This is a genomic window from Syntrophaceae bacterium, assembly GCA_013177825.1.
GTDB lineage: Bacteria > Desulfobacterota > Syntrophia > Syntrophales > PHBD01 > PHBD01.
In genome coordinates, this window is sequence record JABLXX010000013.1 from 21,050 (window position 1) to 45,361 (window position 24,312).

The window sequence follows — 24,312 nt, forward strand, 5'->3', positions numbered from 1 at the left end:
GATGCACATTGTCCGTTTATTCCCCGGATCCCCGGTGTTTCACCTCTGCATTGCTTCTTTTAACTTGGCTCTAGAATTATCCGTTGCTATTAAAACTTGGTCCATTATGACAGAAATGTTCCTTTCCAAATCATTGTCAGAACCAATCACCATGCCAGAATAAAATCGAATCTTTTTGGTTTTCTTCAGAATTGTCTCCATCAACATACTAAGATCTTTAAGTGGTTGAATAGCTTCCGGCTCATCTTTACTACCAGCAACATCTTCTCCTCTTCTATTTTCACTATGTTGTCCACTTATCTCTGTGTTAGTGACATCACGCTTTCTGTTCATTTTTTCAATGCACAAATCTAATTCTTGATAATCTAATAATAAGTCATTAATTATCTCTTGAAAATACTCTGACACCTTTAGTCCACTAATTGCTATGTCAGCTTGTCTTTGTGCATCTTCAAACGATGTTTTACCGAACATTAGCGATCTTCTTATATTAATCAAGTTATTTAACAAAGGATACTCTTGACTATTGAATGACCATAGTGTCAGTAGCCCGTATATCGCAGTAATCAGCATTGCAATTTCAATGTCTGTAATTAAGAAAGTAGCTCGTTTTTCGATGATTGAATCTAGCAGTCCCCAGATGCCTATTGTCAAGCATAATAATATCAAAAAGCTTATAATTTGTTCTACATTTACTTTCTTCTTCCTTGTATTGTATTGGGGTAAAGGAATTTTGAAATAACTGATTAGAATAATCAAAAGGAACGCTAAACCAATTGCAATATTAGGTGCATAGATACATAATTTGGTTGCTAAAGAAAGTGAGTTATTTAAGAAGTATGTTGTGTAAATCACAAGCACTGCGCGCACAAATAGTAACGTTAAATATGATCTATTGCTGCCTAACGCGTGAATAGACAGAATAACCCTTTTATCATCAGCAGATTTTCTATTAGTTGGCAAAAATACTTTTATGATCATGAATGTGTCAAATAAGAGAGAGAAAAAGATGACTATGGCAAAAATGTTACTTATGAGGTAGTTACCGTGTGCCATCCGGTTGATGATTATCCATATGAGAGTCGCGATACTCCCCATGATGGCCCATTTTGTCCAACCCGGACGCTTCAGGGTATTATCCAAATACGTTATTTCACTATCGAGGTATCTGAGAAATAAATCCTCTTTATCGCTGGGGCCGGAAATAGATTTTGTCATGTCAGACATTTGCTTTCCTCATTATAATTATTAGTCTTTCTGCAATTGTAGTTTTTATCAATCATTGCTCACTCTTCCCTATTGAAGGACACGGCTAGTTTGTGAGAAATAGCAAGATCGAACAGGGGTGTTGTTGAGTGTGAGGTCTGCGGCAGTGATGGGGGATGGAAGACAGAAGACAAAAAGTAGGATCAGAAGGATTGACGCCCTTCTCATGCTCCCTCCTTGTCAATTCATGCGCCGCGGTTGCCTGCCCTGGATAGCCAAAATGTAACGCGATGTAAAGCTTAATTTTTATTAGCATATTAGGAGGAGTGGCTCGGCATGGAGCGCTTCTGCTGATGCGGTGTTGCCCATCACAGATGATCACTCAGAAGGCAGTCTTGGGATAGCTATAGGGTAGCAAAAACAACAAGGGGTCACAGACCGTAATCTGTAACCCCTTGATTTATCTGGTGGGACGTATCGGGATCGAACCGACGACCAACGGATTAAAAGTCCGCTGCTCTACCGACTGAGCTAACGTCCCTTGCTGTCGATTGCAGCGAGGCGTGCCCTCTTAACAGGGGAGAAGCCCCCTGTCAAGAATTCTCAGGCATTGAAAAACGGATTTTTCAGGATGATGGTCTCGTTCCGGGCCGCCCCGACGGAAACGAGGACGAGCTTTGTGTCCGAGAGCGCCTCGATCTGCTCCAGGTATTTCCGGGCATTCTTCGGGAGATCCTGGATCTCCCGGGCGTTCCGGATGTCTTCGGTCCATCCGTCCATCTCCTCGTAAACGGCCTCGCAGCGAGCGAGAACCCGCGGATTCGCCGGGACCGCGTCGCTGAAAACCCCTTCTCCCGTCCGGTAGCCGACGCAGATCTTCAATTTCTCGATGCCCGTCAGGACATCCAGTTTCGTTACGGCCAGACCCGTGATCCCGGAGACCCGCACGGACTGGCGGACCAGGACCATGTCGAGCCAGCCGCAGCGGCGCTTGCGCCCCGTGGTGGCCCCGTATTCATGCCCCTCCCGCTGGATGCGCTCTCCGATTTCGCAGGTGAGCTCCGTGAGAAAGGGGCCGCCACCGACGCGGGTCGTGTAGGCCTTGCAGATCCCAACGACGGCGTCCACGGCGCCGGGTCCGACGCCGGTTCCCGAGCAGGCGTTGGCCGACACGGTGTTTGAGGAGGTGACGAAGGGATACGTGCCGTGATCCACGTCCAGATGGGCTCCCTGAGCTCCCTCGAACAGGATCTTCTTGCCCTTGCGGATTTCCCGGTCCAGCAGCGTGGATGTGTCGGTGACATAGGGCATCAAAGCCTCGGCATACGCCCGGTACTCGTCGTAGATTGCCTGCTCCGAGACGGGCTCCTCCCCGAAGAGCTTCGTCAGGAGGAAATTCTTCTCCGCCACATTGGCCGCCAGCTTCTCCCGGAACACCTCTTCATCCAGCAGGTCGCCCATGCGGATTCCCGTCCGGGCTACCTTGTCCTCATAGGCTGGACCGATGCCCCGGCCGGTCGTGCCGATTTTCTTGCCGGCCTTACTGGCCTCCCTGGCTATGTCGAGACGGCAATGATACGGCATGATGACGTGGGCCTTTTCGCTCACGTAGAGGTTGGTATTGGGCGGGAAAATCCCCCGGCTTTGGAGGGCCTTGATCTCGCTCAGGAGAACCTCCGGGTTCACCACGACTCCGTTTCCGATGATGCAGGTCTTCTGGTCATGGAGAATTCCCGACGGGATCAGATGAAGGATGGTCTGCTCGCCTTTCACCACGAGGGTGTGGCCGGCGTTGTTTCCGCCCTGAAAACGGGCGATGACGTCGGCGTCCTCGGCGTAGATGTCCACGACCTTTCCCTTGCCTTCATCGCCCCACTGGGTTCCCACGACAACGACATTTGCCATGATCCGCTTTCCTTTCCGCCTCGGCGCCTTACATCTCCACCTGGGTTACCGAGATGACATGAGGCAGTTCCCGAAGCTTCTTCAGGATATCCGCCGTTACCATCGTATCCGTTGTGAGAACGACCAGGGCCTGGCCGGTCTCCGCCTGCTCGCGGTTCAGGCTCAGGTGAAGCCGGGCGATGTTGACGCTGTTCTTCCCCATGGTCGTGCCGATGTTCCCGATCACACCGGGACGGTCGTTGTTGTAGACCACCAGCATGTGTCCTTCGGGGATGGCATCCATGGCAAACTTGTTGATCCGGACGATCCGGGGGTCCTGCCGGCCGAAAAGTGCGCCCGCGGTATAACTCGTTTCGTTCTGGGTCTTGACCGTCACGGAAATCATGCTTGTATAGGCCTGAACCTCGCTGCTCTTCGATTCCACCACCTTGATGCCCCGTTCCTTGGCCACCACGGGGGCATTGATGTAGTTCACGTTCTCCTTGAGGATGGGCGTGAGGAGCCCCTTCATGAGCGAATTGATCAGGGGCGCCACGTTGTAGTTGAGGATTTCGCCGCTGTACTCCACCAGCACCTCCTTGATGCCGCCGGAGACGAGCTGGGCCTGGAACTGCCCCAGCTTTTCCGCCAGTTCCAGGTAAGGCTGGATGATGTTGAGCAGTTCGCCGCTCACCGACGGGAAATTGACGGCATTGCGAATCTCGCCCTTGGTAAGGTAGTCAGCCACCTGCTCGGCAACGGCGATAGCCACGTTGATCTGCGCCTCGTCGGTGGATGCCCCCAGGTGGGGCGTGCAGATGACGTTGGCGTGGCCCACCAGTTCCTTGTTTTTCGTCGGCTCCTCCTCGAAGACATCCAGGGCCGCTCCCGCCACTTGTCCCGAGTTCAGGGCATCCAGGAGGTCTTTTTCACTGATGATGCCGCCCCGGGCGCAGTTGATGATGAACACGCCCTTTTTCATCTTGGCGAAGGCCGCGGCGTTGATGATGCCCCGGGTCTCCTTCGTCATGGGGGTATGGACGGAGATGAAGTCCGAGCTTTTCAGCAACTCGTCGAAAGAGACGAGGGTTATGCCCAGCTTCTCCGCCGCCTCGGGTGAGATGAACGGATCGTAGGCGATGACCCGCATCCGCAGACCCTGGGCCCGGTCGGCGACGATGCTCCCGACCCGGCCGATGCCGACGATGCCGAGGGTCTTGTTGTACACCTCGGCACCCATGAACTTGTTCTTTTCCCACTTGCCCCCCTTCATGGAGGCCGTGGCCTGGGGGATATCCCGCGCCAGGGAGAGCATCAGCGAAATAGCGTGCTCACCCGTGGTGATCGTGTTTCCCCCGGGGGTGTTCATGACAACGATGCCCCGCTTGCTGGCCTCGGGGATGTCCACGTTGTCCAGGCCGATGCCGGCGCGGCCGACGACCTTCAGGTTGTCCGCCGCCGCGATGATCTCCTTCGTCACTTTCGTGGCGCTCCGGATGACCAGGCCGTCGTACTCCTTGATGACTCCCTTCAGCTCGTCCGGCGTCAGGTTGGTCATGACGGCCACTTCCAGCCCGGGTGTATTCTTCAGGATCTCGATGCCCTGTTTCGACAGCGTATCGCTGATCAGTACCTTTTTCATGGGATGGTTCTCCTCGTTTTTTTTAATGCTGTATCTTACAGGGAGGCCACTTTCTGGAGAAAGGCCTTCTCCAGTTCCGCCAGGGCCGTTCCGAGATCCCCTGCCTCGACGGTGGGGCCGCACCAGAAACGGAACCCCGGAGGGGCGTCCTTGTAGGAGTTGATGTCGTAGGCGATTTTCTTCTTCCCAAGGTCGCTCGCGACGTCCTTGAGGAACTTCGCCCGAGCGTCCTTGGGCAGGGACTTCACCTTTTCGTGGACGACGGACAGGCAGACGGAAGTGTTCGAACGCAGGTCCTTCCGGGCGGCCAGGAAATCGACCCAGTCGTTCTTCGCCACCCAGTCCTCCACGACCTTCATGTTTGCCTCGCTCCGGGCGACCAGGCCCTGAAGGCCGACGGAGCCGGCCCAATTCAGGGCGTCCAGATAGTCTTCCACGCAGAGGAGGGACGGCGTGTTGATCGTGTCGCCCTCGAAGATGGACACGTTGACCTTTCCACTCTTCTTCATGCGGAAGATCTTCGGGAGGGGCCAGGGCGGGTCGTATGACTCGATCCGCGCAACCGCCCGGGGGCTCAGGACCAGCATGCCGTGGGCCGCCTCGCCGCCGAGACACTTCTGCCAGGAGAAGGTGAGGACGTCCGTCTTCGACCAGTCGATGGGCATGGCGAAGGCGGCGCTGGTGGCATCGCAGAGGGTCAGGCCCTGGCGGTCCGACGGGATCCAGTCCCAGTTTGGAATCTTGACCCCGCTCGTGGTCCCGTTGGCGACGAAGATCACGTCGCTTTGCCAGTCGATGGCCTTGAGATCCGGAATCTCGCCGTAGTCGGCCTTCAGGATCGTCGGATTGAGCTTGAGCTGCTTCTGGATGTCCGTCGCCCAGCCCTCGGAGAAACTCTCCCAGACGAGGACGGTGACAGGTCGGGAGCCCAGGAGGCTCCACATGGCCGCCTCGAAGGCGCCCGTATCGGAACCGGGCATGATTCCCACGAGGTACTCCTCCGGGATGCCCAGAATGCTCTTTGTTTCCTTGATGGCTTTCGCCAGCTTTTCCTTTCCCAAGGCTGAGCGGTGGGAGCGGCCGACCGACGCGTCCTTCAGGACATCCAGGCTCCATGAGGGCCGCTTGCTGCAGGGGCCGGAACTGAAATTGGGATTGTGCATGGCAGATACCTCTCTGTTTTTCTGACGAGCGGAATTCTATAACAAGATTGAATGGATTGTGCAAGCCCTTTTATCGAAGAAGATGCTTGATTTGCTTACGGATTTTCAGATTGCCGGGCCGAAGGCGCCGTCGGGACGGGGATCGGGAAAGGGAGGATGGGAAGGCGGCTGGCCGTGGAAAAGCACTTCGGGCTTGAAAGAAAACCCGCGGGAATCTATAAGAACGGCGATGTTCTCAGACATTCCTGGTGATCGGCAGGCGATGAAGCGGAAGCACTCCGAAGGCGGCGCCGCGGATGCGGGCGGCGAGGTGGACCTGAACCCGCAGTTCATGCTGGCGCTGGAACTGATGGAGCGGACGGACCGGAACGTGTTCATCACGGGCCGCGCCGGTACGGGGAAATCGACCCTTCTCCGCTATTTCCGGGATCACTCCGTCAAGCCCGTCGTCGTCCTGGCCCCCACGGGCGTCGCCGCCGTGACCGCCGGCGGCCAGACGATCCACTCCTTTTTCGGCTTCAAACCGGACATCACACCTTCGGCCATCCGCCGCCGCGTGAAGGGGGAAAAGGCGGACCTCTACCGCCGGCTGAAAATCATCATCATCGATGAAGTCTCCATGGTCCGGGCGGACCTCCTGGACTGCGTGGACCGGTTCCTGCGCCTCAACGGACCGGCGGCGGACCGGCCTTTCGGCGGGGTCCAGATGATCTTCATCGGCGATCTCTACCAGCTGCCGCCGGTGGTGACGAGCCGGGAGCGGGAGATATTCCGGTCCCATTATGCGACGCCGTTCTTCTTCAGCGCCCGGGCCTTCGAGGACTTCGAACTGGCCTTTGTGGAACTGGAGACAGTCTATCGGCAGAAGGATCCGGAATTCATCCGGCTCCTGAACGCCATCCGCAACCGCTCCATCTCGGACGAGGACCTGGCGATCCTCAACCGCCGCGTCGATCCGGCGTTCGAGGCGCCCCCCCGGAGCTTCTACATCCATCTGACCAGCACGAACGACCTGGCGGACCGCATCAACGGGGAGCAACTGGCCCGGCTCCCGGGGGACCCCTGGACGGCCGTCGCCGCCGTGGACGGTGACTTCGAGGACCAGTACCTCCCGACGTCGCCGGTCCTGAAACTGAAGAAAGGCGCCCAGATCATGCTCCTCAACAACGACTCGCAGGGGCGCTGGATCAACGGCACCATCGGGAAGTTGAAGGGGGTGAAGCCGCAGGAGGAGGGACCGCCGCTCCTCCTGGCCCGCCTGGACAACGGGAAGAAAGTCGAGATTGCGCCTTATACTTGGGAGATTTTCCAGTTCTTCCTTCAGGACGGGGAGATCGCCTCCGAGGCGGTAGGCTCCTTCATGCAGTACCCGGTGCGTCTTGCCTTCGCCGTGACGATCCACAAGAGCCAGGGGAAAACCTTCCGGAACGCCGTCATCGACGTGGGACGTGGGACGTTCGCCCACGGCCAGATGTACGTTGCCCTCTCGCGGTGCACCGACCTCGACGGCCTCGTTCTCCGGAAGCCCGTCCGGAAGAGCCACATCCTCATGGACTGGCAGGTCGTCAACTTTCTCACCCGGTTCCAGTACGGCCAGGCGGCGCAGAGGAGCTCCCGGGAGGAGCGGATCGCGATCCTGGAAGAAGCCGTTCGGGAACGGAGGAAGCTGGAGATCGTCTACCTGAAGGCAAAGGACGAGAAGTCCCGGCGGACGATCCTCCCCCTCTTCGTGGGAGAGATGACGTTCAGCGGGCATCCTTTCCTGGGCCTTCAGGCCCACTGCCTGATGCGGGAGGAGAAACGGACGTTCAACGTGGACAGGATCCTGGAGATCCGGGAGGTTACGTGAAGAAAATCCGGAGTGCGTTCTTCTGCCAGAACTGTGGTCATTCCTCGCCCAAATGGCTCGGGAAGTGCCCTTCCTGCAACGGCTGGAACACCTTTGTGGAAGAGGAGATCCGGGATATGCAGCCGGCAACGGGCCGGGAAGCGGCCTATGACAGCACCCCCCAGCCACTCGACGCCATCGAAGCGGAGGACAGTGAGCGCCTGTTGACGGGGATTGCGGAGATGGACCGGGTCCTCGGAGGCGGCCTGGTGGCCGGGTCGGCGGTCCTCGTCGGCGGGGATCCGGGGATCGGAAAGTCCACGCTTCTGCTCCAGGTCCTGGAGAAGATCGCCGCCCGGGGGAGCCGGGTCCTCTATGTCACCGGCGAGGAATCGGCCCGCCAGATCCGCCTGCGGGGAAAGCGGGTGGGGGCCGTCTCGGCGAACCTGCTGGTCCTGGTGGAAATCGGCCTGGACAATATCCTCCGGCACATTCAGGAGGTACGGCCGGCGGCGGTCGTCGTCGATTCCATCCAGACGGTCTACTCGCCGGTCCTGTCTTCGGCGCCGGGGAGCGTCGGCCAGGTCCGGGAGGCCTCGGAGCGGCTCATCCTCCTGTCGAAGAAGACGGGTATCCCGCTGTTCCTGATCGGACACGTGACGAAGGATGGCTCCATCGCGGGCCCCCGGGTCCTGGAACATATGGTCGATACGGTGCTCTACTTCGAGGGGGATTCCAATTACGCCTACCGGATCATCCGCAGCATCAAGAACCGGTTCGGGCCGACGAACGAGATCGGCGTCTTCGAGATGCGGGACAACGGCCTCGCGGAGGTGGCCAACCCTTCGGAGGTTTTCCTGGCGGAGCGCCCCCTGGGAGCCGCGGGATCGGCCGTTGTGCCCAGCGTCGAGGGGACGAGGCCCATCCTGGTGGAGATCCAGGCCCTCGTCAGCCCCACGTCCTTCGGCATGCCCCGGCGGACGGCCATCGGCGTGGATCAGAACCGGGTGTCCCTCCTCGTGGCCGTCCTCGACAAGATCGGGGGGATCCATCTGGGAAACTCGGATATCTTTGTCAACGTAACGGGCGGGCTGCGGGTGGTGGAGCCGGCAGTGGACCTGGGGATCGTTTCCGCACTGGCCTCCAGCTTCCTGGACCGTCCGGTGGAGGCCGGGACTGTCGTTTTCGGCGAAGTCGGCCTCACCGGGGAAGTCCGGGGAATCGCCCAGGCGGACGTACGGATCCGGGAGGCCGCCCGGATGGGGTTCAAGCGGTGCATCCTGCCGAAGACCCGGGAGACCCGAAAGCGTCCCCGGGGGGACCTGGAAGTCCACCCCGTCGGCCACCTCCGGGAACTCTTCGAGCATCTCTTCTGAATTACAGGGCCAGAAAGAACTCAGTCGGGCGGGCCGAACCGGTTCGGACGGCTGCTGCGGTGACCGCTTTCGCAACCTCCTCCTGGACCTTGCGGTTGAAAACGCCGGGAATGATGTGATCTTCACTCAGCTCCCGCGGGGCGACGGAACCGGCAATGGCATCCGCTGCCGCCAGGAGCATCTCCCGGCTGATGGAACGGGCCCGGGAGTCGAGGACTCCCCGGAAGAGCCCGGGGAAGCAGAGGACGTTGTTGACTTGGTTCGGATAGTCCGACCGGCCGGTGGCGATGATCCGGGCAAATTTGTGGATCGCCTCCGGCGCGATCTCCGGAACCGGATTGGCCAGAACGAAGACGACCGGGTCGGGTCCCATCCTCTTCATCGCCGACGGCGGGAGAATGTTTCCCTGGGAAACGCCGATGAATACGTCGGCCCCTTCCAGCACGTGCCTCAGGCTTCCTTTCCGCTGCTCCGGGTTGGTGAGGGAGGCGATCTCCTCCTTCACCGGGTTCATGTTTTCCTTCCGGCCCCGGTACAGGGCGCCGGCGCGGTCGCAGCCGACGATATTCTTTGCCCCGGCCGCCAGGAGCAGCCTTGTGGTGGCGATGCCTGCGGCGCCGAGGCCGTTGACGACGATCCGGATGTTCGCCAGGCGCTTCCCGACGATCTTCAGGGCGTTGGTGAGGCCCGCCAGGATGACCACCGCCGTGCCGTGCTGGTCGTCGTGAAAGACGGGGATGTCCAGTTCCGCCTTCAGGCGATCCTCGATCTCGAAGCAGCGGGGTGCCGAGATGTCCTCCAGGTTCACACCTCCGAATCCCGGGGCGATCCATTTCACAGCCTGGACGATTTCCTCCGGATCCTTCGTGTCCAGGCAGATCGGGAAAGCATTCACCCCCCCGAACTCCTTGAAGAGCAAAGCCTTCCCCTCCATTACCGGCAGGGCTGCCCGGGGACCGATATCGCCGAGGCCGAGCACCGCGGTCCCATCGGTCACGATGGCCACCATGTTTTTCTTCATCGTCAGGTCAAAGACCCGGTCGGGCTCCTCGTGGATGGCCATCGACACGCGGGCTACCCCGGGCGTGTAGGCCATGCTCAGATCGGCTCTCGTTTTCAGGGGCAGTCTGCCCTTGATTTCGATTTTTCCCCCCGCGTGGAGCATGAACGTCCGGTCCGTCACATGCAGAAGGCGGATCTCGCGGACTTTCCGGACAGCCGTCGTAACCCGGTCCAGCATATCACTGTCCGCGGCGTTCACGACAATGTCCCGGATCATCGCGTCGTCGCGGAATCCGGCGATGTCCACCGAGCCGATGTTCCCTCCGGCCCTGCCGATGGCCGAAAGGACGCGGGCCAGCATGCCGGGACGGTTCGGGATCTCCAGGCGGAGGAGAATGCTGTAGCTGGGGCTGGTTGTCCGGATCATGGTTCACCTCCGAGGGGGGCGGATCGCCCGGGAAGAGGAGGCTGCCTGGGAGCGGCGGACCGTTTATCCGCCGCTCCCAGGCCGTGGTATGGAAGGTTCTGTCGGGGACCTCCGCAGATCCGGCCGAATCAACGGGGGTTTGAAATGCTCACCGGTTTTCAGTGCTTGAAATGCCGCCGGCCGGTGAAGATCATGGCCATGCCGTGCTCGTCCGCCGCCTGGATGGCCTCCTCGTCCCGTATGGAGCCTCCCGGCTGGACGATGGCGGTGACGCCCGCCTCCTCCGCCAGGTCCACGCCGTCGCGGAACGGGAAGAAGGCGTCCGAGCCGAGGACCGTTCCCTGGGTCGGCAGGTTGGCCTTCATCCGGGCGATCTTGACGGAGTCCACCCGGCTCATCTGGCCGGCGCCGACTCCTACAAGCTGGTCCTTCGTCGCAAGAACGATGGCGTTGGACTTGACGTGCTTCACCACGCGCCAGGCAAAGTCCAGGGCCTGGTACTCCTCCTCCGTGGGGGCGCGCTTCGTGACGACCTTTGCCTGCCGGAGGTCGAAGGCGTCGGTGTCCCTCTCCTGCAGGAGCAGTCCCCCAACGACCCGCCGGAAATCGAAGCCGGGAGAGCCTGCCCCGGCGGAGGCGGGGATCTCCAGAAGACGGACATTCTTCTTGGGCTGGAGGATCTCCAGGGCCTTGGGGTCGAACCCCGGGGCGATGATCACTTCCAGGAAGATCTTCGCCAGCTCCTCTGCAGTCTTCGGGTCCACCGGGCGGTTCAGGGCCACGATGCCCCCGTAGGCCGAGGCGGGATCCGTTTTCAGGGCTTTGAGGTAGGCCTCCACGAGGTCCCCCCCGGACGTGGCGGCGCCGCAGGGATTGGCGTGCTTGATGACGATGGCCGCCGGCCGGTCGAAATCGGAGACCATCTGCCAGGCCGCGTCGGCGTCCATGATGTTGTTGTAGGAAAGCTCCTTTCCCTGGATCTGACGGGAAGTAGCCACGGCGGGAAACGCTGCGGCCGGCTCCCGGTAGAAGGCCGCCTTCTGGTGGGGGTTCTCGCCGTACCGGAGCCCCTGGGCCAGCTGGAACTGGACCGTGTAGGTGTCGGGGAACTCTTTCGGCTCGCCTTCCGGCAGGACCCGGCCGAGATAGTTCGAGATCGCGGCGTCGTACCGGGCCGTGAGCTGGAAGGTCTTCGTGGCCAGCCGGTAGTTCGTCGCCTCGCATACCTTCCCGCCGGATTCCTTCATTTCCCTGAGGATCAGGGCATAATCCGCAGGGTCCGTGACAACGGTAACGAATCGCCAGTTCTTGGCCGCCGCCCGGAGCATCGTCGGACCGCCGATGTCGATGTTCTCGACGGCCTCCTCGAGGGTGCAGCCGGGCTTGGCTACGGTGTCCTCGAAGCGGTACAGGTTGATGACGACCATGTCGATCAGCTCGATCCCATGCTCCCGGGTTGCCGCCATGTGTTCGGGGTTGTCCCGGAGGGCCAGGAGGCCGCCGTGGATTTTGGGATGAAGGGTCTTGAGCCGCCCGTCCATCATTTCCGGGAAGCCGGTGTAGTCGGAGACGTCCACGACGGCCACTCCGCTTTTGCGGAGCTGGGCGGCGGTGCCGCCGGTGGACAGAATTTCCACGCCCGAGGCGGCGAGGCCCTGTGCGAATTCCACGATGCCGCCCTTGTCGGTCACACTGATAAGGGCTCTTCTGATCACGTTGGCTGTCATGCGGATTCTCCTGAATTGCTTTTCTGCAGGGATGAAGGGGACTACCGCCCCCGGATCTGTTTCATGTGAGCGACGCGGCGGCTGATGAGGGCCGCCGTGCCGATGTCGGGCCTGTGATCCACGGGGCCCTTGACGGCATTCGCGGCGCACTCCGCCACCGCCTCCGCTCCGGCCAGCGTCGCGGCGATGCCGACGACTCCGATGGCTCGGGAGGTGCTCATGTAAAGGCCGTCGGGCCGCTGGTCCACGGATGAGTAGTAAAGACGGGCTGCTCCCGGGTTGACGATGGTGATCCTGGCACCAGTGGAGGAGGCGTCGGGGTGGTCCTTCGGGAGGCCGTAGCCTTTCGGTACGATGTACTTGCACACCGTTGCCTTCTGCTCGAAGCAGACGGGGAACCGGTCCAGGGTTCCGTCGATGATGGCCCGGCACAGATCCACGAAGTCCGATTTCATGAGGGGGAGGATGTTCATGGCCTCCGGGTCCCCCAGCCGCGCGTTGTACTCGAGAAGCTTCACGCCGTTTTTCGTGACGATGAAGCCGCCGTACATGATGCCCTTGTACAGGGATCCCGTCTCCTGGAAGATCGCCTCCGCGACTCGCCGGGTGATCGCCAGGCCATCCGCCACGTCCCGTTCCGTCAGGAACGGCAGCAGGTGATCTTCGCAGGAGTAAGACCCCATGCCGCCTGTGTTGGGCCCCCGGTCGTCGACAAAGCGCCGCTTGTGGTCCTGCACGGCCGGTGTTGCGACAACGGTCTTCCCGTCGCAGAAGCACTGCAGGGAAAATTCCTCCCCCTCCAGCTTTTCCTCGACGATCACCGAGGTGTGTTCCTCGAGGATCTGGCGGCAGTAGCCGAGAGCCTCTTCCCGGGTCTGAAAGTGGTCTCCCTGCACCAGGACGCCCTTGCCTCCCGTGAGACCGTCGGGCTTGATGACGATGCCGTCCAGTTCGGACAGGAAAGGCTCCAGACCATCCGGGGACGTGAAGACCCGGTACCGGGGATTTCCGGGAATGCCGTGCTTTTCCACCAGATCCCGGGTAAAGGACTTGGAGGTCTCCAGCCTTGCCAGGTCTTTCGTCGGTCCCACGGCCGCAATGCCCGCCTCCCGCAGGGCGTCCACGACCCCTTCGTTGAGTGGATCCTCCGGCCCGACGAGGGCGAAATCGACCTTGTGCGCCCGGGCAAAGGTAGTGATGGATTTCAGATCGCTGTAGCTTCCGAGGAGGACGTCCTGCGAGAGGGAGGCGATACCGGGGTTGTTGGCTTTCATGCAGGCATAGAGCCGGGGGTTGTTGGCTGACCGGACGAGGGTCTCAGCCATGGCGTGCTCCCGCGCGCCATTTCCGATCAACAGAACGCTGGACATGTCTTTCCTCCCTTGGGACGCTACGGATGACACCGAACGGACGACGGATCCCCGCGAGGACCAAGTCCGCAGGATAGAATTGCACCCATATCGAAAAAACCGTGGTCCGTCAAACAAATCCCTCCATCGGGCCGGAGGGAAATACGTTTGTGCTTTCCGGTTCGAATCTGCTACATTTCCTCTCACGATTACGGCCGGTTTCCCGGCATGGATAGAGAACACTTGGAAAATCTGATCGTCTTCAAACTGGGCCTCATCGCATTCCTGTTCCTTCTCTCGGGAATCTTCTCCTGTTCCGAGGCGGCCCTTTTTTCCCTGACCCCGCTGCATCTCCACAAGATGGCCCAGGAGCGCACCCCCTTTCTCCGGTCCGTCCAGGGGCTTCTCGGGGACCGCCGCCGGCTCCTCGTGACAATCATTTTCAGCAACGAGTCGGTCAACATCGCCGTCTCCGTCCTGGCCGCCTCCATTTTCGTCAGCCTTCTGGGGGTGGAGAAGGGGTGGCTGTCCATCGCCGTGACAACGCCGCTCCTCCTGATCTTCTGCGAAGCCGTGCCGAAAACCCTGGGCATGACGGATCCCATCCGCTTTTCTTCCCTGCTGTCTCCTCTCCTGTATCTTGTTTCCGGCATCGTGCGTCCTTTTGCGTGGCTGCTGGAGGCCGTATCCCGTGGATTCGTCGTTCGATTTGCCGGCCGCGAATCCACCCGCCGTTCCGTTCTGACGGAAGACGAATTCAAGCACCTGATCGATGCCGGCCGGCAGGAGGGAGCCCTGGAGGAGACTCAACGGGCTCTCATCCACGGGGTGTTCGAGATGGAGGATCGGCCGGTCTCGGAACTGATGGTACCCCGGGTGGACGTCTTCTGTCTTCCCACCTCCATGCACATCGAGGAGATGAAACGGGAGGTAATCCGGGCGCGGCACTCGCGGATCCCCATTTACGGACGGGACCGGGACGACATCCGGGGGCTGCTCCTGGCAGCCGATCTCCTGAAAATTCCCGAGGGGGTGGAGAAGGCCTTCTCCATCGAGAGCTATCTGCGGAAAGTTTATTTCGTGCCCGAGTTCAAGACGGCGGGAAGGCTGCTGAGGGAGTTTCAGGAGCGGCGCCTGCAGACCGCCGTTGTAGTGGATGAATACGGAGGCGTATCCGGGCTCATCACCCTGGAGGACATCCTGGAGCACCTCTTCCGGGACATCTATGACGAACACGGGATCCGGAAGAATCTCTGGGAAAAGGTCGGGGAGAATGTATGGGTCGTCTCGGGCCGGATGGAGACGGAGGACCTGAACGAGCTGCTCGGTCTGTCCCTGTCGCCCGAAGAATTCGAGACGACGGGCGGTTTTGTGCTGCATCTCTTCGGGAAGCTTCCCCAGCGCGGGGAGGCGGTTTCCTTCGGCGGCTACCGTTTCCTCGTCGTGAAGGTGGGGCCGGCCCGGATCCTCAGCATCTGGGTTACCCGGGAAACTCAGGATGGAGCGGAAGACCATGTCGTTTGAACAGGCACTCATTCTGGCGATCATCGCAGCCTGTGTGCTCCTGGAGGGATTGTTCTCCGGCGGCGAGATCGCGCTGGTGTCGTCGGACGTCCATCGGCTTCGTCAGCGGGCGCGAAGGGGTTCCCGGGCCGCCATGAAGGCATTGGAACTTCGCGAAAAACCGCACCTGTTCCTCTCGACGGCCCCCATCGGGACAAACCTCTGCGAGGTCACGGCGACGACCGGAGCGACCCTGCTTCTCATCTCACTGTTCGGCCGCTTTTACGGGGAATGGCTGGCCGTGGTGATCATGATCCCGCTGCTTCTGGTGTTTGGCGAGATCATCCCCAAGAGTGTCTGCCAGGCGCGGCCCGAGAAGGCGGCGGAACGCCTCTCCTGGTTCTTCAGCGGGACCTCCTGGATCCTGGCGCCTTTCGTCTTCCTTCTCTCCCGGATAACCCTGCGCATGGTTCTTTCCCTGACGGGGAAGAAGGACCTGACCTTTTCTCCGTACATCACCCGGGACGCCCTTGTTTCCCTGATCAGCAGCGGTCCCGAGGTAGAAACGGACATTCTCCGTTCCGAGAAGGACATGGTGCGGCGGGTATTCGATTTTTCCGAGACCACCGCCGGCGAGATCATGGTTCCCCTGTCGGCCGTGACGGCCCTCCCGGTGACAGCGGCCGTGGAGGACGCTGCCCGGCTTGTTACGGAACAGGGTTTTCTCCGGATTCCCGTTTACCGCGACCAAGTCATGAACATCATCGGGATTCTCGATACATTCGACCTGCTGGACTGCGTGCGGTTGGACCGGGGCCGCCAGGGGGAGCCTCCAGGAACCATAGACGCCTGCCTGAAAATGGATGTGTTTTATGTGCCGGATGCCATGCATGCGAAAGACCTGCTGCTGGAGATGAAAACCCGGGGGGAGCGGATGGCCGTCGTGGTGGATGAATATGGTGGTGCGGTCGGCGTCGTCACCCTGGAGGACATTCTGGAGGAGGTCGTGGGAGAGATCCACGATGAGTACGATGCGGGCGAGAAGCTGTACAAGCGTCTGGGACCGGGTCGGTATCTGTTCAATGCCCGGATCAGCATTGAGCGGATCCGGACCGTCCTGCCGGTCGAATTCCCGGAGGGCGATTACGAAACGCTGGGAGGATTTCTCCTTGCCCGGATGGGACGGATTCCGAAAAAGAGGGACACGTTCTCCATCGGTCCCGTGATGTTCACGGTTGAAGAAGCCGGAGAACGGGCCGTGAGGGAAGTCGCGGCCCAGTTTGCACCGGAGTTGGACCGGATAACCAGCGATTAAGGAGGCGGTCCGTAATGACCGGAGAAGAAGCGATCAAGCGCGCAAGAGAAGAAAAGGAGCTGCTTTGCCTCGTCCTGGCGGCGGGGAAGGGAACCCGAATGAAATCGGATCTGGCCAAGGTGCTTCATGCCCTCTGCGGCCGGCCGCTCCTGTCCTATGTGGTTGACGCGGCGAGGCGGGTTGGCGCGGTGAGGACGGTGATCGTCGTCGGCCACCAGGCGGACCTCGTCCGGGAGAGCGTACAGGGGGAGGACCTGTCTTTCGTGGAGCAGAGGGAGCAGCTCGGGACGGGCCACGCCGTCCGGATCGCCAGGGAACACTTCCGTGAATGGACAGGGCCGATCCTGATCCTCTGCGGCGACGTCCCCCTGCTGACGGCGGGGACCCTGGAGGCGCTTCTCCTGGATCACCGGGAGAGCGGCGCCGCGGTGACAGTCCTGACGACCGTCCTGGATGAACCCGGCAGTTACGGGCGGGTGATCAAGGGGGAGGACGGCGAGGTCCTACGCATCGTGGAGGCCCGGGATGCCAGCGAAGAGGAAAAGCGGGTCCGGGAAATCAATGCGGGGATTTACTGCGCCGGGGGAGGTTTCCTGGCGGAGGCGGTCGGGGAAATCCGGAATGAAAACGCCCAGAAGGAGTATTATCTGACGGATATCGTGGAAATCGCCCGTAACCGGGGGCTCAAGGTCCGATCGCTTGTGGCGGCCTTTCCGCCGGAGGTGATGGGCATCAATACGCCGGAGGACCTCGGGGAAGCGGAACGGCTCGTCCGGTCCGGTTTTCTCGGCCCCTGCACCTCATGAACGCGACGGGTCCCCTGAAGATCGGATCCCTGGCCGTGGGCAGCCGGGAATGGATGGCCCCGATGGCCGGGGTCACAAACCTGCCCTTCCGGCTGATCGCCCGGTCCTGCGGCTGCGGGATGGCCTTCACGGAGATGGTGAGCGCCAACGGCCTGATCCGGGCAACCCGGAAGACGCTGCATTATCTCGACATGGCGCCGAAGGATCGGCCCCTGGGGGTTCAGATCTTCGGTTCGGACCCGCAGGTCATGGCCTGGGCGACTCGGATTGTTACCGATGCCGGTGCGGACATGGTGGACGTCAACATGGGCTGTCCCGTGAAGAAGGTCGTCAAGACCGGATCCGGAGCGGCCCTGATGAAGGACCCGGCCCGAGCGGAGGCCATCCTCAGGGAGGTGAGAAAAGCGACGCCGCTGCCCCTGACGGTGAAGATCCGGGCCGGCTGGAACAGTCAGTCCATTAATGCGGTGGAAATCGCCGAAATAGCGGAGCGTTGCGGCGTCGATGGCATCACGGTCCATCCCCGTACGGCTGTTCAGGGATACGGCGGTTCCGCCGACTGGACGCTGATTGCCAGGGTCAGGGAAGCGGTGGCGGTTCCCGTGATCGGCAATGGGGATGTCCGGCATCCCGCCGACGCCCTGAACATGATGCGCCGGACGGGGTGCGACGCCGTCATGATCGGCCGGGCCTGCCTCGGAAATCCCTGGATATTCGATAGAATCAACGTTTTACGGACGGAAGGACGGTGTCCCGACCCTCCGGAGCCGGAGGAAAAGATGCGGGTCATCATCCGCCACCTGGACCTCGAAATCTCGGCCATGGGGGAGCAGGCCGGGATCCGTTCCTTCCGGAAGCATGCGCTCTGGTACACCAAAGGGGACCGGGGGGGAGCGCAGATCCGGAACGTCGCCGGCCGGCTCTCGGAAAAACGCGAACTACTGGAGCTTCTCCGGTCGTTCTACGGCCTGGAAAGGGAAAGTCCGCCTTGACATTTCAGGGGTTTGTTGACATACTCGCCGCCAAAATCGACCACGTCATCCATTCGTGAAAACCGATGGATGATGAGGAATAGGGGGGACCGGTGGAACTGACCAGTTTCGAGGAACTGGACAAGAAGATCCGGATTGTTATCAGCGATTATGCGCTGTTAAAAAAGCAATACGGGGAACTGGAGGAACTGCTCAAAAAAAAGTCGCTGGACTTGGAGGAAGCACAGAACCATATCAGGGGGCTCACGGAAGAGAGGGATTTCATACGCACGAAGGTGGATTCGCTTCTTGAACTGCTCCGGGACATTCCGGCCCGCCAGTAGTCACTCAAGGGGCAGGATTTGAAAAACCGATTTCAAATCAAGATACTGGGTCAAGAATTTTCAGTTACCAGCGATGATGGGGAGGATCATGTCACGCATGTGGTCGCATTGGTAAACGACCGGATCGGCCAAATCGGCAACCGGTCGCCCAAAATGCCGGCCCTCCACATCGCCATCCTGGCCGCGCTGAATATTGCCGACGAATACGTGAAACTGGAAGAAAGCAGTAAGGATTTATCGATAAGGCTGAAGGAGCGGTCGGAAAAACTGATTTCACTGATCGACGAGGTTGCTTAGAAGCAAGAAACGGATATCCCCTTTTTCGTGCTGAGACAGCGGACGGCGAGCCGGTCCGTCTTTCATTCCCGGGTTTCCTGACCCCGGGCATGCACCCTTTGGTTCCTGCCTCTTTTTCGGGGAGGGATGGCGTTCATCCCGGCTGTCCCCGGGGATGGCGCCTTCCCCAAGCCCGGAATTTTCTCCAGATTCCCATTCCATTTTTGTTTTCTGCGTTGCCCCCGGCGGGGAGGACCCTCGTCTTCATCGCCGGAGTATCCATATACAGGAGGTGAAGTTGTCGTGAACGGCATGACCATATTCATCATCATTGCATCGATTGTTCTGGGAGGAGTAGTCGGCTTTGCGGTGACCTCTGCCCTCTCCAGGAAGCGGTTGAGAGCGTCCGAGAGTCTTGCCACGCGAATCGTGGAAGAGGCAAAGAAAGAGGCGGATACCATAAAGAAGGAAGGGATCCTGCAAGCCCGGGAAACCCTTGTCAAGTCAAAGGCCGAGTCCGAACGGGAGGGAAAGGAGCGCAGGCAGGAACTGGACGCCATCGAGCGGAAGATCCGCGCCAAGGAGGATCACGTCGACAAGCGTTCCGATGCGCTGGCCCAGAAAGAGGGCCAAATAGAAAATCGAGAAAAATCACTGGTGACGAAAGAGAACCAGATCCAGGAGAGAGTGGACAAACTGGACCGGATGATCGAGGAAGAGCGGCAGAAACTCGAGCGGATCGCCGGGATTTCGTCGGATGAGGCGAAGGAACAACTTGTCCAGGCCATGGAATCGGAGGCCAAGCGTGATGCGGCGCTCCTGATCCGGAAAGTGGAGGAAGAAGCGCGGCGGAATGCCGAGAAAGCCTCCCGGGAGATCATGACGTACGCCATGCAGCGCTATGCAAGCGATTTCGTTGCTGAGAGCACGGTTTCGGTAGTCAATCTCCCCAATGATGAAATGAAGGGTCGCATCATCGGCCGGGAGGGGCGGAATATCCGGGCCATCGAGGCCGCCACCGGGATCGACTTGATTGTCGACGACACCCCGGAGGCGGTCGTTCTTTCGAGTTTCGACCCGATCCGTCGCGAAGTGGCCCGTATCTCCCTGGAACGTCTGATCACTGACGGCCGGATCCATCCGGGGCGGATCGAAGAGATTGTAAAGAAAGCGACACAGGAGGTAGACAAGGTCGTACAGGAAACGGGAGAGCGCGTTTCCTTCGATGTGGGAGTTCACGACCTGCATCCCGAGATCATCACCCTCCTGGGGAGCCTGAAGTACCGCACCAGTTTCTCGCAGAACGTCCTGCAGCACTCCGTCGAAGTGGCTTACCTGACGGGCATCATGGCCTCGGAGCTGAAAATGAATGTCAAGGAGGCCAAACGGGCGGGGCTCCTTCATGACATAGGGAAAGCCATCGACCACAAGATTGAGGGTACCCATGCCGCCATCGGAGCCGATTACGCCCGGAGGTTCGGCGAATCGGCGAGCATTGTCCAGGCCATTGCCACGCATCACGACGACAGCCGGACGACAACCCTTCTGGGAGCCCTGGTGCAGGTGGCGGACTCCCTGTCGGCGGCCCGGCCCGGCGCCCGGCGGGAGATGCTGGAGACCTACGTCAAGCGCCTGGAGGAGTTGGAGGGCATTGCCAATTCCTTCAGCGGCGTGGACCGGTGCTTTGCCATCCAGGCGGGCCGTGAGATCCGCATCCTGGTTGAGAACGACAAGATCTCCGATAATGACGCTGTGATGCTTTGCCGGGACATCATCAAGAAAATCGAGAAGGATCTGACCTATCCGGGGCAGATCAAGGTGACGGTCATCCGGGAGACCCGGGTCTCGGATTACGCAAGGTAAAAGAGGGCCATGAAAATCCTGTTTATCGGGGATATCGTCGGCAAGCCGGGTCGCCGGGCAGTCCGGGATCTTCTCCCGGCGCTCCTGGCCGAACGGTCGGTGGATTTCGTTATCGCCAACTGCGAAAACGCTGCCGCCGGTTTCGGTGTTACGCGGGAGGTCGTGGAAGAACTGTACGGCTGCCGGATCGATGTCCTCACCTCCGGGAACCATGTCTGGGACAAGCGGGAAGTGGAAGAGTTCATCGATGATTATGAGACCCTCCTTCGTCCGGCCAATTATCCCGAAGGGGTTCCCGGTCGCGGATCCGTTGTCATGCCCGTCTCCGGAGGGATATACGTCGGCGTCCTGAACCTCGTGGGCAGGGTTTTCATGCCTGCCGTTGATTGTCCATTCCGTACGGCGGAACGGGAGATCGAGAAAATTAAGCACAAAACGCCGATCGTCATTGTGGATTTCCATGCCGAGGCCACGTCGGAGAAACAGGCCCTGAGCTGGTTCCTCGACGGCAGGGTCACGGCGGTGATCGGAACGCATACTCACGTACAGACGGCGGACGAGACAATCCGGCCAGGCGGTGCTGCCTACCTTACCGATGCCGGAATGACCGGGCCTTTCGATTCCGTCATCGGCACCCGGAAGGAGGCCATCCTGGAGCGATTTCTCCGGCAGCTTCCGAACCGGTTCGACGTGGCCAGGGGGGATGTCCGGCTGCAGGGGGTGCTCATAGAGGCCGACGAGTCGAGCGGTCGGGCCCTGAAGATAGAGAGGATCAGCCTTCCCCTGGATGGCTGAGACGGTCGGGAGTCAGAGATTATGAAGAACGTGTATGACGTTTTCCTGGAGCGGGGCTTCCTGGAGCAGGTGACGGACGAAGGACAGGTGCGGGAACTCCTGGGGAGCGGTCCCGTCACGGGCTATATCGGATTTGATCCTACGGCGACGAGCCTTCACGTGGGAAGCCTCGTGCCCATTATGGCCCTGGTGCATCTGCAGCGACACGGTCACCGGCCCATTGCCCTGGTAGGTGGAGGAACGGGCCTGATCGGGGATCCCAGCGGCAAGACGGAGATGCGCAAGGTCCTCACGCGGAAGGAGATCGATTTCAACGCCGGCTGCCTGCGGGCTCAACTGTCCCGTTACCTCGATTTTGGAGAAGGGAAGGCCCTCCTGGTCAACAATGCGGACTGGCTGACGGAGCTGAACTATATCGAGTTCCTCCGTGACATCGGCCGTCATTTCAGCGTCAACAAGATGCTGGCCGCGGAAAGCTACCGGCTCCGTCTGGAGAAGGGGCTGAACTTTATAGAATTTAACTATATGCTCCTCCAGGCCTACGATTTCCTGTATCTTTTCCAGCATTACGGCTGCGAAATGCAATTCGGGGGCAACGACCAGTGGGGAAACATGCTGGCCGGCGTGGATTTGATCCGTCGCGTGGATAGCCGTCAGGCCCAAAGCCTCACGTTTCCGCTGCTGACGACGGCGCATGGGCACAAGATGGGAAAGACGGAGAAGGGAACCGTGTGGCTGGATGGTGCCCTGACGTCTCCCTACGAGTATTTTCAGTACTGGATGAACGCGGACGATGCCGATGTAGCGCGCTTTCTCGCGCTCTTTACGTTCCTGCCCATGGAGGAGGTTCGGCAAGCCGAGACTCTGACAGACGCACAACTCAATATGGCAAAGGCTGTGCTGGCTTTTGAGGCCACGAAGATCACACATGGTTCGGAAGAGGCGGTTGCGGCCTGGAGCTCTTCCGCCGCGGCATTCCGGCTCAAGCCGGTGGACGCGGTACTCTTCCCGTCCAGCGGGATCCCACGGACGGCGCCGGCGGAGGATCTGGCGGCCATTCCGACGATCGTAATGGACCATACAGCTCTGGAAGCCGGTATCAGCGCCTTCGACCTCTTTCACGACGCAGGACTATGCGCCTCCAAGGGTGAGGCCAAGCGCATCCTGTCCCAGGGAGGCGGATATGTAAACGACCGGCCTGTTCGCTCCCCCGACGAAAAGATCGGGCTCGGCGATGCCAACGAACGAGGCGAAATCAGGCTGAGAAGAGGGAAGAAGAGTTACGCGATCATACGAATTCTTTCTGCCTAGACAACTTTTCTCTTGACTCTGCAGGAGGGAGGGCGTATTATCCCGTTCCTGTTCGCGGGAAAGGTTGTTGAAGGACTTCCGGGTTTTTTCAAGCGTCCACTGACATTCGGACTCAAGAAGCGATCGTTGGACCCGTTCTTCAAATTCCAGATGTACTCTGCGATTTCGGCTGTTTCAGTGGCTGAAAAAATTTTTAAAAAGTTCTTGACAGGAAACGGTCTCTGAAGTAAATAGCGTGGCTCGTTTCCAGTTCGTTCTTTCACAATTGAATAGTGGGGTAATTGATTTGCGGGTTCTCTGCTTTGAGAAACAACAGGGGAGAGCAATCTCCCTATAAGGATTCAAACTGGAGAGTTTGATCCTGGCTCAGAACTAACGCTGGCGGCGTGCCTAACACATGCAAGTCGAACGAGAAAGGGTCCTTCGGGACCTGAGTAGAGTGGCGCACGGGTGAGTAACGCGTGGGTAATCTACCCTTCAGTTGGGAATAACTCATCGAAAGGTGGGCTAATACCGAATAATACGGCCGGGCTGTGGTCCGGTCGTCAAAGATAGCCTCTGCTTGCAAGCTTTCGCTGAAGGATGAGCCCGCGTCCCATTAGCTGGTTGGTAGGGTAATGGCCTACCAAGGCGACGATGGGTAGCTGGTCTGAGAGGATGATCAGCCACACTGGAACTGAGACACGGTCCAGACTCCTACGGGAGGCAGCAGTGAGGAATCTTGCGCAATGGGGGCAACCCTGACGCAGCAACGCCGCGTGAGTGAGGAAGGCCTTCGGGTCGTAAAGCTCTGTCGGATGGAAAGAAATGGGTGCGGGTTAATAGCCTTCATCCTTGACGGTACCATCAGAGGAAGCACCGGCTAACTCCGTGCCAGCAGCCGCGGTAATACGGGGGGTGCAAGCGTTGTTCGGAATCATTGGGCGTAAAGCGCGTGTAGGCGGCTTGGTAAGTCAGGTGTGAAAGCCCTGGGCTCAACCCAGGAAGTGCACTTGAAACTGCCTTGCTTGAGTACGGGAGAGGAAAGCGGAATTCCTGGTGTAGAGGTGAAATTCGTAGATATCAGGAGGAACACCGGTGGCGAAGGCGGCTTTCTGGCCCAATACTGACGCTGAGACGCGAAAGCGTGGGGAGCAAACAGGATTAGATACCCTGGTAGTCCACGCTGTAAACGATGTTCACTAGGTGTTGGGGGTATTGACCCCCTCAGTGCCGAAGCTAACGCATTAAGTGAACCGCCTGGGGAGTACGGACGCAAGTTTAAAACTCAAAGGAATTGACGGGGGCCCGCACAAGCGGTGGAGCATGTGGTTTAATTCGATGCAACGCGAAGAACCTTACCTGGGCTTGACATCCCGAGAACCCTCTGGAAACAGAGGGGTGCCTTTCGGGGAACTCGGAGACAGGTGCTGCATGGCTGTCGTCAGCTCGTGTCGTGAGATGTTGGGTTAAGTCCCGCAACGAGCGCAACCCTTGCCTTTAGTTGCCATCATTCAGTTGGGCACTCTAAAGGGACTGCCGGTG

Annotated in this window: 18 protein-coding genes, 1 tRNA gene and 1 rRNA gene; 12 read left to right on the plus strand and 8 right to left on the minus strand. The window is 59.6% G+C overall.

The window, feature by feature from the left end; all coding sequences use genetic code 11:
* Window positions 1–39: 39 nt before the first annotated feature.
* The 5 genes from HPY65_18195 to HPY65_18215 form a co-directional block, all read right to left on the minus strand.
* Window positions 40–1,227 (minus strand): hypothetical protein, encoded by a 1,188-nt coding sequence (locus HPY65_18195; GenBank protein NPU86413.1) that lies wholly within the window; start codon window positions 1,225–1,227, stop codon window positions 40–42.
* Window positions 1,228–1,671: 444 nt separating this feature from the next.
* Window positions 1,672–1,747: transfer RNA gene (locus HPY65_18200), tRNA-Lys, on the minus strand.
* 62 nt (window positions 1,748–1,809) lie between these two features.
* A complete protein-coding gene (locus HPY65_18205; protein NPU86414.1) occupies window positions 1,810–3,111 on the minus strand; it encodes an adenylosuccinate synthase in 1,302 nt (433 codons plus the stop codon).
* 28 nt (window positions 3,112–3,139) lie between these two features.
* Window positions 3,140–4,732 carry a phosphoglycerate dehydrogenase gene (locus tag HPY65_18210; GenBank protein ID NPU86415.1) on the minus strand — a complete coding sequence of 531 codons (1,593 nt, stop codon included), beginning with the start codon at window positions 4,730–4,732 and terminating at the stop codon, window positions 3,140–3,142.
* A 35-nt stretch (window positions 4,733–4,767) separates the two neighbouring features.
* Window positions 4,768–5,895, minus strand: coding sequence for a phosphoserine transaminase (locus HPY65_18215; GenBank protein NPU86416.1), 1,128 nt, complete (start codon window positions 5,893–5,895; stop codon window positions 4,768–4,770).
* 262 nt (window positions 5,896–6,157) lie between these two features.
* Between HPY65_18215 and HPY65_18220 the strand changes: the two genes are divergently transcribed.
* Both HPY65_18220 and radA read left to right on the plus strand, forming a co-directional pair.
* The gene (locus tag HPY65_18220; GenBank protein ID NPU86417.1) at window positions 6,158–7,744 is read left to right on the plus strand and encodes an AAA family ATPase; all 1,587 of its coding nucleotides are present in this window, start codon (window positions 6,158–6,160) and stop codon (window positions 7,742–7,744) included.
* Window positions 7,741–9,099 carry a DNA repair protein RadA gene (gene radA / locus HPY65_18225; GenBank protein NPU86418.1) on the plus strand — a complete coding sequence of 453 codons (1,359 nt, stop codon included), beginning with the start codon at window positions 7,741–7,743 and terminating at the stop codon, window positions 9,097–9,099. Before HPY65_18220 ends, radA begins: the two co-directional genes overlap by 4 nt.
* A 1-nt stretch (window position 9,100) precedes the next feature.
* Here radA and HPY65_18230 read toward each other — a convergent pair whose 3' ends face one another.
* From HPY65_18230 to purD, 3 genes are all read right to left on the minus strand, one after another.
* Window positions 9,101–10,528, minus strand: a complete 1,428-nt coding sequence (locus HPY65_18230; protein ID NPU86419.1) for an NAD-dependent malic enzyme — start codon at window positions 10,526–10,528, stop codon at window positions 9,101–9,103.
* A gap of 158 nt (window positions 10,529–10,686) precedes the next feature.
* The gene (gene purH / locus HPY65_18235) at window positions 10,687–12,243 is read right to left on the minus strand and encodes a bifunctional phosphoribosylaminoimidazolecarboxamide formyltransferase/IMP cyclohydrolase (protein NPU86420.1); all 1,557 of its coding nucleotides are present in this window, start codon (window positions 12,241–12,243) and stop codon (window positions 10,687–10,689) included.
* A 53-nt stretch (window positions 12,244–12,296) separates the two neighbouring features.
* Complete coding sequence (gene purD / locus HPY65_18240; protein ID NPU86421.1) at window positions 12,297–13,625, minus strand: phosphoribosylamine--glycine ligase; 1,329 nt, start codon at window positions 13,623–13,625, stop codon at window positions 12,297–12,299.
* 222 nt (window positions 13,626–13,847) lie between these two features.
* Between purD and HPY65_18245 the strand changes: the two genes are divergently transcribed.
* The 10 genes from HPY65_18245 to HPY65_18290 all read left to right on the plus strand — a co-directional run.
* Window positions 13,848–15,128: an HlyC/CorC family transporter gene (locus HPY65_18245; protein NPU86422.1), complete on the plus strand. Its 1,281-nt coding sequence runs from the start codon at window positions 13,848–13,850 to the stop codon at window positions 15,126–15,128.
* Complete coding sequence (locus tag HPY65_18250; GenBank protein ID NPU86423.1) at window positions 15,103–16,422, plus strand: HlyC/CorC family transporter; 1,320 nt, start codon at window positions 15,103–15,105, stop codon at window positions 16,420–16,422. Before HPY65_18245 ends, HPY65_18250 begins: the two co-directional genes overlap by 26 nt.
* Window positions 16,423–16,436: 14 nt before the next feature.
* On the plus strand, window positions 16,437–17,228 hold the full coding sequence (locus HPY65_18255) for an NTP transferase domain-containing protein (GenBank protein NPU86424.1): 792 nt from the start codon (window positions 16,437–16,439) through the stop codon (window positions 17,226–17,228).
* Window positions 17,225–18,220, plus strand: coding sequence for a tRNA dihydrouridine synthase DusB (dusB, locus tag HPY65_18260; protein ID NPU86425.1), 996 nt, complete (start codon window positions 17,225–17,227; stop codon window positions 18,218–18,220). The genes HPY65_18255 and dusB overlap by 4 nt, the downstream gene beginning before the upstream one ends.
* Window positions 18,221–18,312: 92 nt before the next feature.
* Complete coding sequence (locus HPY65_18265) at window positions 18,313–18,543, plus strand: hypothetical protein (GenBank protein NPU86426.1); 231 nt, start codon at window positions 18,313–18,315, stop codon at window positions 18,541–18,543.
* 18 nt (window positions 18,544–18,561) lie between these two features.
* Window positions 18,562–18,840, plus strand: coding sequence for a cell division protein ZapA (locus HPY65_18270; GenBank protein ID NPU86427.1), 279 nt, complete (start codon window positions 18,562–18,564; stop codon window positions 18,838–18,840).
* Between the two features lie 291 nt (window positions 18,841–19,131).
* A complete protein-coding gene (gene rny / locus HPY65_18275; GenBank protein ID NPU86428.1) occupies window positions 19,132–20,682 on the plus strand; it encodes a ribonuclease Y in 1,551 nt (516 codons plus the stop codon).
* A gap of 9 nt (window positions 20,683–20,691) precedes the next feature.
* A complete protein-coding gene (locus HPY65_18280; GenBank protein ID NPU86429.1) occupies window positions 20,692–21,477 on the plus strand; it encodes a TIGR00282 family metallophosphoesterase in 786 nt (261 codons plus the stop codon).
* Between the two features lie 21 nt (window positions 21,478–21,498).
* Entirely contained in the window at window positions 21,499–22,788 is a 1,290-nt protein-coding gene (locus HPY65_18285) for a tyrosine--tRNA ligase (GenBank protein NPU86430.1), read from the plus strand.
* 343 nt (window positions 22,789–23,131) lie between these two features.
* Window positions 23,132–24,312 (plus strand): 16S ribosomal RNA (locus HPY65_18290); the annotation flags it as partial.